Genomic DNA, 14,431 nt, shown 5'->3' with positions numbered 1-14,431 from the left:
GTTGAATCGTTGGCGGGCGCGTCGCTTCGTCAGACGACGGCCCAGCGAATGGTGAAGAGTGTCTCGGCCTGCGCCTCCTCGCGCTCAATCAACGCCAGCGCTTCCTTCACGCCCATCGGCACGATGCCGTCGGCGGTAACCAACCCTCGGCGTTTCATCTCCTCGTGCCGGTACGGATCACGGCGGTTGGGGATCATGGCGTACTGGGCCTTGAGCAGTTGCGACTGCGCCTCGACCGACAGGTTGCCCTCGGCCTCGTATCGGCGTTTGAAGGCTTCGCGGTACTTGGGCAGGACGTTGCCGAAGCTGTCCAGGCAATCGGTGACGCCGGGGATGAAGTGCTTGACCAGTGCCCAATGGCCCATGCGGTAGACGCCAGCCTGAAAGACCACCTCGTCGTGCAGCCTCTCCTGGTCGGGTGAGCGCTGCCGGTAGGCGGCGATGAAGACCTCCAGCGCGTCGGCCAGCTTCGGAGCGCCGTCGTCAAAGGCCAGCAGCGCGCGCCAGTTGGCGGCCAGCTGGGCCAGGCGCTGATGTTCCTTGTCGGAAAACGGCGCGCGCAACACCTTCTCCAGCGTCTTGACCTGGCTAGGGACACGCTGAACAAATCAGCATTTTACTGGAAATGAGCGAGAGTGACCGTATCCCTTCGACATTCACACCTCGGTGGGCAAGAAATGTCTTTTTTGCCGCCATTTTCGGCTGGCTTTCGCCCCGTTTCTCGGCGAATTTCCTCATTTCGCCCCTCTCAGGACGCACCTTGGGCGTTGAGTGCAAACAATTGCCGCTTGGCGATCAGCAGATTCGCCAACCCAAAGAGCGTGTAGAGCTGCGCAGTGTTCTTCGCCAATCCCTTGTAGCGTACCTTCTTCATGCCGAAGAGGTTCTTGACGATGTGAAACGGGTGCTCGACCTTGGCACGCACGCTTGCCTTGAGTTGCTCGATCTTGTCGATCAACCTGCCCATCGCCGTCTTCGGCAGCGCCTTGCGTTTGCCCGGACGCATCGCGACTTCCCATCGAACCTTGCCGTTGCGGTTCTCTTGCCGCTTCTCGACGCCCTGGTAGCCCGCATCGCCAAAGGCCACTTTCTCTTCTCCATGCAGCAGGGCATGGGCTTGGGTGACATCATTGGTGTTGGCCGGGGTGGTCACCAGCGTGTGGGTGATGCCGGTTTCGGCATCGACGCCAATGTGGGCTTTCATGCCAAAGTACCACTGATTGCCCTTCTTGGTTTGATGCATTTCCGGATCGCGCTTGCCGCTTCGGTTCTTGGTCGAGGACGGTGCGGCGATGATCGTGGCATCAACGACCGTGCCTTCCTTGAGGATCAAACCCTTCTGCGCCAGCACGGTATTGATGGCAGCAAAGATGCGCTCGGTCAGATGGTGCTTTTCCAGCAGGCGGCGAAACTTGAGCAGGGTGGTGGCATCGGGCGCAGACTCCCGCGACAGGTCGATGCCAACGAAGCGCCGGATGGCCTGGCTGTCGTAGATGGCGTCTTCGATCCCTTCATCGGACAATCCGAAGCACTGCTGGGCAATATACATGCGCAGCATGCGTTCCACGCCAATCGGCGGCCGGCCTCGTCCGGTTCCCTTCGGGTAGAACGGTTCGATCTCAGCCACCAGCGCCGACCAAGGCGTTACCGCATCGATTTCGGCAAGAAACCGGTCGCGCCGCGTCACTTTCTTCTTGCTCGCATATTCCAGTTCGGAAAAGCTCGCTTGCATCGTCAAGTGCCTATCAAATGTCAGTACTTCAATTGTCGCATGTCAGGGATGAGTTCGGCCCATCGATCTGCGATTAAATCAGTGTGTCCCAAGAAGTCTCTTAGCGGCAGCCTCCTGCGCTTTCGGGCACTCCGAGTTTGCGCAGGATGTTCTCCAGCGGGCAGAGCCCAGTGAACGCACTCTGGAAGAGGTTCGCACCCACGAACGCTGTGAACCACAAAAAGTTTTTGCTGACGAAAAGGGGCGAACCTTCCACGCCGAGCGCCAACGACAACAGCACGAAAAACCCGGCAAATGCGCGAACCCACTGATTGATGGTCATTTGCTTCATTGCAGCCTCCTTGTTTTTGAACCAACCTTTGTCCCAACGACCAACGCCATTTTGTTACCGGTTACGCTACGCAATCACGGATCATTCCGCAGCAGCGGCAAGTTCAGCGACTCGTTTGCGTTTCGCCGCGTAAAACAGCATCGGAATCACCACCAGCGTCAACAAAGTTGAGACGAAGACGCCAAAGATCAAACTGATCGCCAACCCCTGGAAGATCGGATCGTCGAGGATGAAAAACGCCCCGATCATCGCGGCGAGCGCGGTAAGCGCAATCGGTTTCGCGCGCACCGCGGCGGAACGGATGATCGCCTCTTCGAACGCCATTCCCTGGCGAACCTGCTGGATCACGAAATCGACGAGCAGAATCGAGTTGCGCACAATGATCCCCGCCAGCGCGATCATCCCAATCATCGAGGTAGCGGTAAACTGCGCCCCGAGGAGTGCATGACCGGGCATCACCCCGATGATCGTGAGCGGAATGGGCGCCATGATAATGAGGGGCGTTCCGTAGCTCTTGAAGTGCGCGACCACCAAGAGATAGATCAACACCAACCCGACGGCGTACGCGGCGCCCATATCGCGGAAGGTCTCGTAGGTGACCTGCCACTCACCATCCCACTTCACCGCGTATTCCGCGTACGGATTCTTCGGTTGCTGGATGAACCATTCATTCAGCTTGCCGAAGAGGCCGGGACCGGAGAACGCCAGCCCATCGAGCGCCGCACGCGCGGCGAACATCCCGTAGAGCGGCGAATCGGTGCGACCGACGACGTCGGCGGTCACATAGACGACAGGCAGCAGGTCTTTGCGGTAGATCACCTGCTCGCGCGGCCGCTCGATCAGATCGACCAGTTCGCCGATCGGCACCAACTGCCCTTCGCGCGAACGGACCTTGAGCGCCAGCACCCGCTCGATGCGGTCTTTTTGCGCCGCGTTCATCTGGATACGCACCGGCACTTCGTACTGGTTGTTGCCCCCAAAGAGCGACGTGGCCGAATCTCCCGAAAGGGCGACCCGAATGGTCGAAACGATCTGCGCTTGCGCCACCCCGTATTGCGCCGCTTTCGCCTGATTGACCACCAGCACCAGTTCTGGCGCGACCTCTTCGATAGTGTCGTCGACGTCGACCACGTCGGGCGTCGTCTCCAGCACCTGCCGAACTTGCCGCGCCACCGCGATCTGCCCTTCATAGCTCGGCCCGTAGATCTCAGCGACGATCGGCGAAAGTACCGGCGGCCCCGGCGGGACTTCGACCACTTTGGCAGTCGCCCCGTAGCGCGCCGCAATTTCCTGCACGATCGGGCGCGCGGCCATCGCGATCTCGTGGCTCTTGCGGTGGCGGTGGCGGCGGTCGACCAGGTTGATCTGCAGGTCGCCCATCTCCGGCATCTGCCGCAGGTAGTACTGCCGCACCAACCCGTTGAAATTGATCGGGCTCGCGGTACCCGCGTACGCTTGCCAATCGCGCACCTCGGGGATCGCCGCCGCCAGCGCTTCGCCCATCTCTTGCAGCGCGCGGCTGGTCATCTCCGGCGGGGTGCCGAGCGGCATATCGACCACCACCTGGAATTCGCTCTTGTTGTCGAATGGCAACATCTTGAGAATCACCGCTTGTAGCACCGGTAGCGCCAGCGCCACCGCAATGAGCGCCATCACCGCAAGGCCCCAGGTGAAGCGAACCCACGCCCCGTATTTCGGGTGCATGATCGGGTTGAAGATGCGACGAAAGAGCCGGTCGAGCGCCGCGGTAATGCGATCGTCCTTCGTTTCGTGCGGGTGGGCGTCACCGGCTGAAGCACCGGCGTTCCCCATCCCGCCGGGGAGCAATTTGCCCGCGAGCCACGGGGTGACGATGAACGCAACGAGGAGCGAAAGGAACATGCCCATCGACGCATTGATCGGGATCGGGCTCATGTAGGGCCCCATCAGGCCGGTGACGAACGCCATCGGCAACAGCGCCGCGATCACGGTGAACGTGGCGAGGATCGTCGGCCCACCCACCTCGTCGACCGCGTGCGGAATCACGCGCCACAGCGGTTCCCCAGGCTTGAGGTGGTGCCAGCGGTGGATGTTCTCGACGACGACGATCGCGTCATCGACCAGAATGCCGATCGAAAAGATGAGGGCAAAGAGCGAAACGCGGTTCAAGGTGAAACCGTACGCCCACGAGGCAAAGAGCGTGGCCATGAGGGTGAGCGTCACCGCAACACCGACGATCACCGCTTCGCGCCACCCCAGCGTCACGAGCACCAACACCACCACCGCACCGGTAGCAAAAATCAGCTTACCGATCAATGTATTGGCTTTGTCGGTTGCCGTCGCGCCATAGTCGCGCGTCACCTGCCAGGCGATCCCTTCCGGAATGATCTGGTTTTCCAGAAGCCGCATCCGTTCGACCAATGCATCGACCACGGTTGCGGCGTTCGCGCCCGGTTTTTTCGAGACCCAGATCGTCACCGCAGGCTGCGACGCGCCCGCGGGCATGCCCAACGTCTCCGCCCCGGCTTGCCCGGCGCCAAACCAGACGTAACGGCGTGGCTCGTCTGGACCGAGCGCCACCTCGGCAACATCGCGAAGATAGACCGGTCGCCCTTCGACGACGCCGACGACGATATTGGCGACATCTTCGACCGAATCGAAATACAACCCCGTGCGCACGAGCACTTCGCGGTTGTCCTGCGTGAGCATCCCGGCAGGCAGCGAGACGTTGGTAAGCGACAGTGCCGTTTTGAGCTCATCGACGGTGAGGTTGTAGGCGTTCAACCGCACCGGGTCGAACACCACACGCACCACCTGCCCCGGGCCGCCAATCGTGCGCACGTCACGTGTTCCTTCAACCCGTTTGAGTTCGAGCTCCAGCGCGTGCGCAACCCGCTCCAAGTCGTACCCGGCTCGTTCGGGATCGCGCGTAAAGAGCGTGAATGCCGCGACGGGAACGTCGTCGATCCCTTTCGGCTTGACGATCGGTTCGCCGACACCCAGGTTGGGGCTGAGCCAATCGCGGTTCGACATCACAGTGTCGTAGAGGCGCACGAGCGCGGTCTCGTTCTTCACGCCCACCTGGAACTGCACCGTGATCACCGCAATCCCAGGACGCGAAACGCTATAGACGTGATCGACGCCGGCGATGCGCGACAACACCAGTTCCGCGGGCCGCGCGATGATCGCTTCGACGTCTTTCGCCGACGCGCCGGGCCAGGGCACCAGGACGTTGGCCATCGTCACGTCGATCTGCGGCTCTTCCTCTTTCGGCGTGATGACGATCGCGAAAAGCCCGACCAAGAAGAGGACGAGCGCGAGGAGCGGCGTAATGGCGTTGCGCTGGAACGTGGCCGCGGTGCGCCCCGAAATGCCGAGCGGGTTGCCCGTGGTTTCGCCAGGAAGGATCGGTTCGCGCATCACAGGCTCCTTACGACCGGTCACCGTCGCCGCGCGCCGCTTGTGCCGCGATCAATCCTGCTTTCACCGGGTCAAGCGCAACACGGTCCCCAGCTGCGAGCCCAGCCAGAACCTGAACGTGCGCCTCATCGACGCGATCCCCCAGGCGAACCTGGCGCAAGCGCCAACCGTTGGCGGTTTCGACATAGACTGCGGTCAATTCGCCACGCCGTAGGATCGCTTGCGTGGGCACGACGAGCCGTTCCCCACCCGCTGCGGAGATCTCCATTCGGGCAAACGTCCCGGGAACCAGCCCATCACCTGCGTCTGGCGGAAGATCGGCACGCACGGTCTGCGTCTGCGTCTTCGGGTCGACCGCGGGCAGCACCGTCACCGCGGTAGCGTTCCAAGCACGCGCTTGCCCGGGGACTTCGACGCGGGCAGCAAGCGGCTGCCCCAACGCGCGAATCCGCTCTTGCGGCACTTGCGCCACGGCGCGCAACGCGCCCGGCTGGTAGAGCAAGAGGAGCGGCTGCCCGGGCTGCGCCATATCGCCCTGGTTCCCGTAGCGCTCCGCGACTATCCCATCGAACGGCGCTTTCACTTGGGTATAGGCGAGCGCCGCTTCGGCGCGCGCCAGCTGTGCTTGCGCCGCGTTGCGTTCCGCTTGGGCCGCATCGAGTGCGGTGCGCGCCGAATCGAGACGCGATTCACTGATGAATTTTTGGGCAAAGAGGTTTTTCGCCCGTTCCCATTCGGCACGCGCCTGCGCCAGGTTCGCTTCGGCCTGCGCCAAGCGCGCACGGGCCGCAGCCACCTCTTGGCGCACCGCCGTGTCGTCGAGCACGAAAAGGAGATCGCCCGCTTTGACTTTCGTGCCCGCGTCGACGCGCACCTCGACGATGCGCCCAGCAACCTCGGGCGCCACCCGCGCCTGCAAGACCGCTTCGATCACCCCTTCGGCAACGATGCGTTCGCGAACCTGTTGCCGTTCGACGACACCGACCGCAAGCGCCGCATCATCCTGCGCCGCCTCTGGCGCGTTTTGCGCCCAAGCGCCCGCTGCCAAAAAACCGACCACACCCAGCATCACAACGTTTCTGAGTATTATCATTTTCTAATACTCCGCCGCCAAAAAAAGTCCCGCTTGGGACACTGATCGATTCTCTCTACCACTGAGAGAAGATGGTCGGGGCGGCGGGATTTGAACTCGCGACCCCCTGCACCCCATGCAGGTGCGCTACCAGGCTGCGCTACGCCCCGACACCTTGCGAATTATAGCATAGCACGCTGGTCACACAATAGTTTTGTATTCGTTCAGTCAGGGCTATCGCATTTGCACCCTCGGACTAAGACTGGTTGTGCAACCTTTTTTCTGTAAATTTCCGTGGTGTTGGTCATGACGCCGGGGTTACGGGTTGAGGTTGAGATAGACCTTGCCGGTCATCCACTCGTCGTCGAGTTCGGCCAGCAGCGCCGAGACCAGGCGCAGGCAGGAATCCATGTTGGGGAAGATGCTGGCCACTCGGGTGCGTCGTCGCAGTTCCCGGTTGATGCGTTCCAGCCCGTTGGTGGTACGCAAACGGATACGGTGCGCAGCGGGGAAGTCGAACACCGTCAGGGATTCAGGAATCGCGGTTTCGGCCCACTCGGCCAGTTTCGGATGCTCCTTGCGCCAGGTGTCCAGGGCGGCTTTCAAAAGCCGCTCGGCTTCTGCCTTGTCCGGAGCATTGAAGATCGCGCGCAGTGTCGCGGCGACGTGCTTTTTCGCCTCCTGTCGGGTGACGAACTGGCCGGCGTTTTGCTGCAGATGGAACTGGCAACGCTGCCAGGGAACAGAAGGGAACACCGCTTTGCGGGCAGCTTTGAGGCCCGCATGATCATCCGCGATGATGAGCTTGATCCCGTGCAAACCGCGGGCAAGGAGGGATTCCAGGAAACGTCGCCAATTGATCTCGGCTTCCGACGTGGCCACCGTGCAACCGAGCACCCGCCGTTTGCCCGTCGCATCGACGCCGACGGCGATCAAGACGGCACAATCGACGATTCGCCCTTCCAGCCGCACTTTCTCGTAACGGGCATCCAGAAAGAGATAGGGCACTTCGCCCAGAGGACGCTCGCGCCAGGCCGCAAGCCCCTCGTCGAGCCTGGCGGCGGCACGGCTCACCTGGGCGGTGGAGAGCGAAATCTCCGGCCCCAGCAGGCGCTGCAGTACCTCGATCACCCGGCGGGTGGAGACCCCCTGGACGTACATCTCGGCCAGGGCCAGATGCACCGCCTGATCGGTGCGGGTGCCTTTTTCGAGGGCAGAAGGGTAGAAGTCGCCGCAACGCACCTGGGGCACCTGAAAGGTCAGCTCACCAAGGCGGGTGAGTACCGTCTTGGGTTTGTACCCGTTGGCGTAGTCACGCCGTCGCTCACTACGTTCATAGGGCGCCGCTCCAAGGAACTGGGATCGTTCGATCTTGGCGGCTTCATTGACGAGGATGCGCAGAGCCTCGCCGGCACCCTCCAGTCCGTGTTCGAGCAACACAGCATAAGCCATTTCCAAAGGATTGGTTTCGACACGCATCGCCATGATGGGCATACTCCTTTCTCGAAGTCATGGCGTCAGACCGAGCGCCGCGCACTTCCTGCCATAGGCGCTAAACGGAATTTACAGAAAGGATGGTACACAACCAACCATTCACAATTGAGCCATTCGCTCATTGAAGAACTGCCCACAGGAGAAGTCGCACGTTTCTGCCCAAGGAGCTTCTGCTGCATCGACTGCACTCCAACGCACGATTCAACGGTACGATCCTGCACCTCTGTCCCAGCTTCGATCCAGCGATCATCTACTGTTCGGCGCCCCCTGATCCACTGTGCCGCATCATGATGGCATACTCTTTATTGTTAGTGTCAATATTATAGATAATGAGAATTGTTATCGTCAACACGAAAGGGGTTATGTCTTCTCTTTTGTTTCCACACAACAGCACCGCAAGCAACCGCGCCAACTGCCAAACTTCCCAGCAGAATACTGACATCTACCCAAAGCGGATCAGTCTCCTGGGGTATGCGCTTTCATTACGGAATAGCGTCACTTCGCGAAGTATGGCTGCCAATTCAACTACGACTTCATTGCGAAGACGCGGCCACAACGAGTCATGGTCAAAGCTGTTTTGCCGCGCGTACCGGTACCGTTCGTCCGCCTGAGAGAGCGAACTGTTCTTCTCGAGCATCTTCCCCCTTGGCCGACCATGTACGTTCCGATCACTTTGAGCTGTTGGGCAGCAGCGTTTGCATCCACGAGCGGCATCGCTCATCAGTACGATTTACCACCATATCCGTGCTTGTACCAAAAATTACATTGCGAATGAGATCGATTGTATTTTACACACTTTCTGTGACGCAGCATCATTCCCCAGCACGCCGGGAACAGGTGAAGTCGAGTTCACCAAGGATCAAGGTTGTTGAGTCGGGGTTTTTTCCAGCACGGCATTTAGATACCGAACCACCGCCGCAAGCGCATGCTCGACTTCGGCAAGCGCTCCGCACCAGCTCGCCAGTTGCTCACTCACCGCCTCATCCGCCAGTGCGCTGAGCCCGAGCAATTGTCGCACCTCGTCATGCGACCTGCCCTCCCCCAAAAGCAGCCGCCGGATGCGCCGCAACAAGAGGATTTCGCTGCGGCGAAAAAAACGCCGCGTCCGCCCGCGCGGGTGGTCCACTGCAAACTCCCGTTCCCACTGCCGTAAGAGCCGCTCCGGTACGCCGACGAGCTCGGCTGCCTCTTGCCGCGTGAAAAACGGTTTGGCGGGCACTTCCGGCAAATCAGACCACTGCGGGTTCACGTTCCGGGTTTCGTTCGACGAGGTCATGGTGGGCGACTGCCTCTTTGAGTTTGTTGCTGGCGTGAAAGGTTACCACACGCCTCGGTTCGATCGGAACGACCTCTCCCGTTCGCGGGTTACGCCCCGGGCGCTGCGGCTTGTCCCGAACCTCGAAAACGCCAAACCCGGAAAGTTTCACCGTTTCCCCGGCAACCAGCCGTTCGGTGATCGTCTCGAAAAAACACTCGACCAATTGTTTGGCCTCGGCACGGGGAATCCCCACCTGCTCGACCAAGATCTCCGTCAGCTCTGCTTTCGTCAATTCTGCAGCCATCGTATCCTCTGTCGCTCCAACGCATTCGCGATCACTGACGCAGGGTTGCGGCACATTGGGCGGCAAGCGCGTCGACGATCTGCACCACCGCTTCGTCGATCTCGGCGTCGGTAAGTGTTCGCTCCGGATGCTGCCAGCGGAATCGCAACGCCACGCTCTTCATCCCTTCCGGCAACCCTTTTCCTTGGTAGACGTCAAACACCCAGACCGATTGCAGCGCTTGCGGCGCAGCGGCACGCGCCACGGCGATCAGTTCGGCGGCAGAGCGCCCTTCGGGCACCAAGAACGCCAGATCGCGTGTCACCATCGGTTGCTTCGAGAGCGGTTGGTATTCGGGTTTGCGGCGCGCGAGCGCCCATTCCAGCTCGATCTCGAAAACCACCGGCGCCGGTTTCAGCTCCCAGTGGCGTGCCCATTTCGGGTGGAGCTCTCCAATCACCCCGATCTGGGTTCGCTCCTTGCCCTGAACCAACCAAACCGACGCCGAACGCCCCGGATGGAGCGCCGGGTGTTCGACCCGTTCGAACGCGAGCGTTTCCGGTGTGAAGAGCGCTTCGAGATCCCCTTTGAGATCGAAGAAGTCAACCGCACGGTGCCCCGCCTCCGTCCACCCCGGCTCCGCGGTTCCCCAAGCGATCGCCGCCAATTTCAGCGGCTGGTGATGGGCGAGCGCGGCATCGAGCGCGTCTTGGGTCACCGCAGTAATCGGCTCTGCCGAAAGAAAGCAGCGTCCGATTTCGAAGAGCCGCACGCTTTCGACTTGCCGTTTGCGGTTTGCCGCAACCGCGTCCACCAACCCGGGAATGAGGGAAGAGCGCATCACCGCAAGCGGCGCAGCGATGGGGTTCGCCAACGCGATCGGCTGTGCGTTGCCCAGCACCTCGGTCTCCCAACGCTTCTCGACGAACGCGTAGGTGATCGCTTCACTGTAGCCACGCGTGCACAAGAAATGGCGGACCGCATGGCGCGCACGGCGGGTTTCGGGCGATTGCCCCATCACTGCGGAGATCTCCGGCATTTGCGCTGGGATCGCGTCATAGCCGATCAACCGCGCCACCTCTTCGGCCAAATCTTCCGGAATCGCCAGATCGAAGCGCCAGCTTGGTGGCACCGCGGTGATCGTCTCACCGACCACCTGAGTGGCCACCCCTTCGCGTTCGAGCCACCGCGCGGCATCGTCTGCGTTCACGGGAACCCCCAAGTGGGCGGCAAGCCGCGACGCGGTGACGGTGATCGCCGACCGCACCGGTAAATGAGCGGGCGATTCGGCAACGACCACTTCGCTCGCTTCGCCCCCAGCAATCTCAAGGATCAACGCGGTTGCCCGTTCCAGCGCACGGCGGCACCCTTCTGGATCGACACCGCGTTCGAAGCGGTGCGCCGCGTCCGAATTCAGCCCGTAACGTCGGGCGCGCCCAGCGATTGCGCTGGGAGTGAAATGGGCACTTTCCAGAAAAATCTCGGTCGTCGTCGTGCGCACGCCACTTTCGAGCCCGCCCATCAGACCGGCCAACGCCACCGGGCCTTGGGCGTCGGCGATCACGAGGGTCGCGGCGTCGAGCGTCACCTCGTCACCGGTCAGCACCGTCAGTCGCTCGCCGTCTCGAGCCCAGCGCACGGTGATGTCGCCTGCCAACTGCTGCGCGTCGAACGCGTGCAGTGGCTGGCCCAATTCGAGCATCACGTAGTTGGTGACATCGACCAGAAAATGGATTGGGCGCAAACCCGCAGCGCGCAGACGCCGTTCGATCCATTCGGGCGTTGGCCGCGTGGGGTCGACGCCGCGGATCCAGCGCCCGAGATAACGGGGACACGCTTCTGGCGCGTCGAGACGCACCGCTCGCCCGGCGGTAAAGCCTGCAGACGGCACGAGTGGTGCTTGCGGCGACAAGGGATGGTCGCGCTCGGTTACCGTGCCCGGCGCCCACGGCGGGGTCACAGACGTATTCGTAAGTGCCGCCACTTCGCGCGCAACGCCCAAGACACTGAGGCAATCGGCGCGGTTTGGGGTCATCTTGAGCTCGATTACCGCATCGTCGAGTTGCAGGTAGCGGCGAATATCGGCACCAACCGGCGCGTCGGCAGGGAGTTCCATCAACCCGGCGTGGTCGTCGGAAATGCCCAACTCCCGCGCCGAGCAGAGCATCCCGAACGACGCCACCCCGCGCAATTTGGCTTGGCGAATGGTCAAGCCGCCCGGCAGCTGCGCACCGACGAGCGCGCACGGCGCTTTGAGCCCCACGCGAGCGTTCGGTGCGCCACAAACGATCGCAAGCGGCTCGCCTTGCCCGACATCGACGGTACAGAGACGCAGCTTGTCCGCGTTGGGATGCGGCGCCACTTCGACAATCTCGCCGACAACCACGCCAGTGAAGGGCGGTGCAACCGGCTCGACACTTTCTACTTCGAGCCCTGCCATCGTCAACCGCTCCGCAAGCGTCGCCACGTCGAGCGGCGCGGCGTCCTTCACCCACGATTCCAGCCAACTCACCAGAATTTTCATCGTCGATTCCCTACGCGAACTGCGCCAAGAAGCGCACGTCGTTCTCGAAGAAGAGCCTGAGGTCGTTGATCCCGTACTGCAACATCGCCAACCGGTCGAGGCCGAAACCGAACGCAAAACCACGGACCTGTTCGGGATCGAAGCCACCGTTGGCAAGCACCGTAGGATGAACCATGCCGCAGCCAGCGATCTCCAACCACTTCCCTTTGAGCGCGCCGCTCATGAACCGGACGTCGATCTCAGCCGACGGTTCGGTGAATGGGAAGAACGACGGCCGAAAACGCACTTCGAGCGCGTCGGTTTCGAAAAAGGCGTGCAGAAACGCTTGCACGACCCCTTTGAGGTGGGTAAAGGCGATGGTCGGCCCAACCCAGAGCCCTTCCAACTGATGGAACATCGGCGAATGGGTCGCGTCCGAATCGACGCGATAGACCCGTCCCGGCGCGATGATACGCAACTCCGACGCGGCACCGTGCGCGGCGACATGGGCGCGCATCGCCCGGATCTGAACGGGACTGGTATGGGTGCGGAGCACCACGTCCGAGCGCCCTTCGAGGTAAAACGTGTCGTGCATCGAGCGCGCGGGGTGATCTTCCGGCGTATTGAGCGCGGTGAAATTGTGCCAGTCGTCTTCGATTTCAGGACCGTCGGCCACCGAAAACCCCAACGACGCAAACAAAGCCTCGACCCGCTCAAGCGTGCGCCAAACCGGGTGGGGCGCACCGACCGAACGGTGGCGTCCCGGCAACGTGACGTCGATTGCTTGCGCGGCAAGTGACCGTGCCAACTGCTCCGCTTCCAGACGCGCCCGCGCGGCTTCGAGCAACGCTTCGATGCGCGCTTTGGCCGCATTGATCGCCGCCCCTTGCGCTTTGCGCTTCTCTGGCGGGAGCTTACCCAAGCCTTTCAACGCATTCGTGATGACGCCGTTTTTCCCTAGAAAACGCGCTTTGGCGTCTTCCAGCGCAGCGACTGTCGTCGCCGCAGCAAATGCGGCTTCTGCCTCCCGAACCCATTCGCTACCCATCTTCGTTCCTCACCAACAAAAAAAGGGAGGCGCGCCTCCCTTTTTCGTTTCGCGCCACCGCAGTCGCTAGCGACTTGCGCGTCCTCCGATGGCGCAACACAATCAAGCAGTCAGGTGCGCGCGCGCTTTTTCCACCAACGCACCAAACGCGGGTTTGTCGAAGACGGCAAGATCGGCCAACACTTTACGGTCGACGTCCACTTGCGCTTTCTTCAAACCGTTGATGAATTCGCTGTAGGTCATGCCGTGTTCGCGCGCAGCCGCGTTGATCCGAGTGATCCAGAGCGCACGGAACTGGCGTTTGCGCTGACGGCGGTCACGGTAGGCGTATTGCAACGCCTTCATCACCGCCTGTTTGGCTACCCGATAGACGTTCTTGCGGCGACCGCGGTACCCTTTCGCGAGCTTCAGAACTTTTTTGTGGCGAGCGCGCGCCGTTACCCCACGTTTTACCCGAGGCATCTTGCTTCTCCCTTATGCGTACGGCAACATCTGTTTGACCAAGCCCATGTCACTGGGATGAACCTTGACCATCCCACGCAGCCGCCGCTTGCGGTCCGGACTTTTCTTGGTCAGGATGTGGCGCTTGAACGCTTGGGAACGCTTGATGCTGCCGCTACCACGCACTTTGAAGCGCTTGGCGGCTCCTTTTTTCGTCTTCATTTTGGGCATTGCTTCTGCTCCTTTCCGATGTGGCGCCAGGCGCATCGCACCGGATGCTTGAGAGCCCGACGGCCACTTGTTCAACGAATCGCTTGCCCGCGCAAGGGGCAAGACCCGCTATTTTACCTTTTTTTTGATCGGTGCGATCACCATCACCATTTGCCGGCCTTCGAGCTTGGGCATCTGTTCGACGACGCCGATATCCGCCAAATCTTGTTGGATCCGTTCCAACTGGCGTAGCCCAAGCTCTTGGTGGGCCATCTCCCGTCCGCGGAACCGCAAGGTCACCTTGGCTTTGTCCCCGTCGGTCAAAAAACGGCGCAAATTGCGCAATTTGATTTGGTAGTCGTTTTCGTCGGTACCCGGACGGATTTTGATCTCTTTGACCTGGATCTGTTTTTGTTTGGCGCGCGCTTCCTGCGCCTTTTTCTGTTCCTGGTACTTGTACTTCCCGTAATCCATGATCTTGCAGACCGGCGGATTGGCCATTGGCGCGATCTCCACCAGATCCAACCCCGCTTCGTCCGCTGCAGCAAACGCTTCGCGCAACGAAACGATCCCGACCTGCTGCCCATCCGGGCCGATCAATCGTACCTGCGGCGCGTCGATCTCGTCATTGACGCGCACTTTCTTTTCCTGAGCGATGGC

The 14,431-nt window shown here is 61.3% G+C and carries 13 protein-coding genes and 1 tRNA gene; all 14 read right to left on the bottom strand.

Translation table 11 applies throughout. The features are described from left to right. Positions 1 to 29: 29 nt before the first annotated feature. The 14 genes from ACYQ4Z_RS01625 to infC all read right to left on the bottom strand — a co-directional run bounded on the left by ACYQ4Z_RS01625 (position 30) and on the right by infC (position 14,428). Positions 30 to 563: a hypothetical protein gene (locus ACYQ4Z_RS01625; protein ID WP_459859826.1), complete on the bottom strand. Its 534-nt coding sequence runs from the start codon at positions 561 to 563 to the stop codon at positions 30 to 32. 185 nt (positions 564 to 748) lie between these two features. Then, positions 749 to 1,732, bottom strand: a complete 984-nt coding sequence (locus ACYQ4Z_RS01620) for an IS5 family transposase (protein WP_108079952.1) — start codon at positions 1,730 to 1,732, stop codon at positions 749 to 751. 100 nt (positions 1,733 to 1,832) lie between these two features. After that, complete coding sequence (locus ACYQ4Z_RS01615; RefSeq protein WP_119336038.1) at positions 1,833 to 2,054, bottom strand: YgaP family membrane protein; 222 nt, start codon at positions 2,052 to 2,054, stop codon at positions 1,833 to 1,835. A gap of 90 nt (positions 2,055 to 2,144) precedes the next feature. Then, positions 2,145 to 5,462 (bottom strand): efflux RND transporter permease subunit, encoded by a 3,318-nt coding sequence (locus ACYQ4Z_RS01610; protein WP_219973388.1) that lies wholly within the window; start codon positions 5,460 to 5,462, stop codon positions 2,145 to 2,147. A gap of 10 nt (positions 5,463 to 5,472) precedes the next feature. Further along, on the bottom strand, positions 5,473 to 6,555 hold the full coding sequence (locus ACYQ4Z_RS01605) for an efflux RND transporter periplasmic adaptor subunit (protein WP_459859823.1): 1,083 nt from the start codon (positions 6,553 to 6,555) through the stop codon (positions 5,473 to 5,475). A 72-nt stretch (positions 6,556 to 6,627) separates the two neighbouring features. Then, positions 6,628 to 6,704, bottom strand: a tRNA-Pro gene (locus ACYQ4Z_RS01600). Between the two features lie 148 nt (positions 6,705 to 6,852). Further along, a complete protein-coding gene (locus tag ACYQ4Z_RS01595) occupies positions 6,853 to 8,019 on the bottom strand; it encodes an IS256 family transposase (protein WP_119334379.1) in 1,167 nt (388 codons plus the stop codon). Between the two features lie 868 nt (positions 8,020 to 8,887). Continuing rightward, complete coding sequence (locus ACYQ4Z_RS01590) at positions 8,888 to 9,277, bottom strand: MerR family transcriptional regulator (RefSeq protein WP_170141245.1); 390 nt, start codon at positions 9,275 to 9,277, stop codon at positions 8,888 to 8,890. Next, positions 9,258 to 9,590 carry an integration host factor subunit alpha gene (locus ACYQ4Z_RS01585; protein WP_459859821.1) on the bottom strand — a complete coding sequence of 111 codons (333 nt, stop codon included), beginning with the start codon at positions 9,588 to 9,590 and terminating at the stop codon, positions 9,258 to 9,260. Before ACYQ4Z_RS01585 ends, ACYQ4Z_RS01590 begins: the two co-directional genes overlap by 20 nt. A 31-nt stretch (positions 9,591 to 9,621) precedes the next feature. Beyond that, the gene (pheT, locus tag ACYQ4Z_RS01580) at positions 9,622 to 12,093 is read right to left on the bottom strand and encodes a phenylalanine--tRNA ligase subunit beta (protein ID WP_459859819.1); all 2,472 of its coding nucleotides are present in this window, start codon (positions 12,091 to 12,093) and stop codon (positions 9,622 to 9,624) included. Positions 12,094 to 12,103: 10 nt separating this feature from the next. Then, the gene (gene pheS / locus ACYQ4Z_RS01575; protein WP_459859817.1) at positions 12,104 to 13,120 is read right to left on the bottom strand and encodes a phenylalanine--tRNA ligase subunit alpha; all 1,017 of its coding nucleotides are present in this window, start codon (positions 13,118 to 13,120) and stop codon (positions 12,104 to 12,106) included. 102 nt (positions 13,121 to 13,222) lie between these two features. Next, complete coding sequence (gene rplT, locus ACYQ4Z_RS01570) at positions 13,223 to 13,582, bottom strand: 50S ribosomal protein L20 (RefSeq protein ID WP_119334580.1); 360 nt, start codon at positions 13,580 to 13,582, stop codon at positions 13,223 to 13,225. A 12-nt stretch (positions 13,583 to 13,594) separates the two neighbouring features. Continuing rightward, positions 13,595 to 13,792: a 50S ribosomal protein L35 gene (gene rpmI, locus ACYQ4Z_RS01565; protein WP_459859815.1), complete on the bottom strand. Its 198-nt coding sequence runs from the start codon at positions 13,790 to 13,792 to the stop codon at positions 13,595 to 13,597. A gap of 108 nt (positions 13,793 to 13,900) precedes the next feature. Beyond that, positions 13,901 to 14,428, bottom strand: coding sequence for a translation initiation factor IF-3 (infC, locus tag ACYQ4Z_RS01560; RefSeq protein WP_119334578.1), 528 nt, complete (start codon positions 14,426 to 14,428; stop codon positions 13,901 to 13,903). Positions 14,429 to 14,431 lie beyond the last annotated feature (3 nt).

The organism is Hydrogenophilus hirschii (genome assembly GCF_054656675.1).
The sequence above is the reverse complement of the archived record's forward strand: the minus strand, read 5'-3'. Positions and strand labels throughout refer to the sequence as shown.

Coding starts and splice junctions, on each gene's coding strand:
- ACYQ4Z_RS01620 (WP_108079952.1), bottom strand. CDS start 1,732: ATGCAAGCGAGCTTTTCCGAACTGGAATATGCGAGCAAGAAGAAAGTG.
- ACYQ4Z_RS01615 (WP_119336038.1), bottom strand. CDS start 2,054: ATGACCATCAATCAGTGGGTTCGCGCATTTGCCGGGTTTTTCGTGCTG.
- ACYQ4Z_RS01610 (WP_219973388.1), bottom strand. CDS start 5,462: ATGCGCGAACCGATCCTTCCTGGCGAAACCACGGGCAACCCGCTCGGC.
- ACYQ4Z_RS01605 (WP_459859823.1), bottom strand. CDS start 6,555: ATGATAATACTCAGAAACGTTGTGATGCTGGGTGTGGTCGGTTTTTTG.
- ACYQ4Z_RS01595 (WP_119334379.1), bottom strand. CDS start 8,019: ATGGCGATGCGTGTCGAAACCAATCCTTTGGAAATGGCTTATGCTGTG.
- ACYQ4Z_RS01585 (WP_459859821.1), bottom strand. CDS start 9,590: ATGGCTGCAGAATTGACGAAAGCAGAGCTGACGGAGATCTTGGTCGAG.
- pheT (WP_459859819.1), bottom strand. CDS start 12,093: ATGAAAATTCTGGTGAGTTGGCTGGAATCGTGGGTGAAGGACGCCGCG.
- pheS (WP_459859817.1), bottom strand. CDS start 13,120: ATGGGTAGCGAATGGGTTCGGGAGGCAGAAGCCGCATTTGCTGCGGCG.
- rplT (WP_119334580.1), bottom strand. CDS start 13,582: ATGCCTCGGGTAAAACGTGGGGTAACGGCGCGCGCTCGCCACAAAAAA.
- rpmI (WP_459859815.1), bottom strand. CDS start 13,792: ATGCCCAAAATGAAGACGAAAAAAGGAGCCGCCAAGCGCTTCAAAGTG.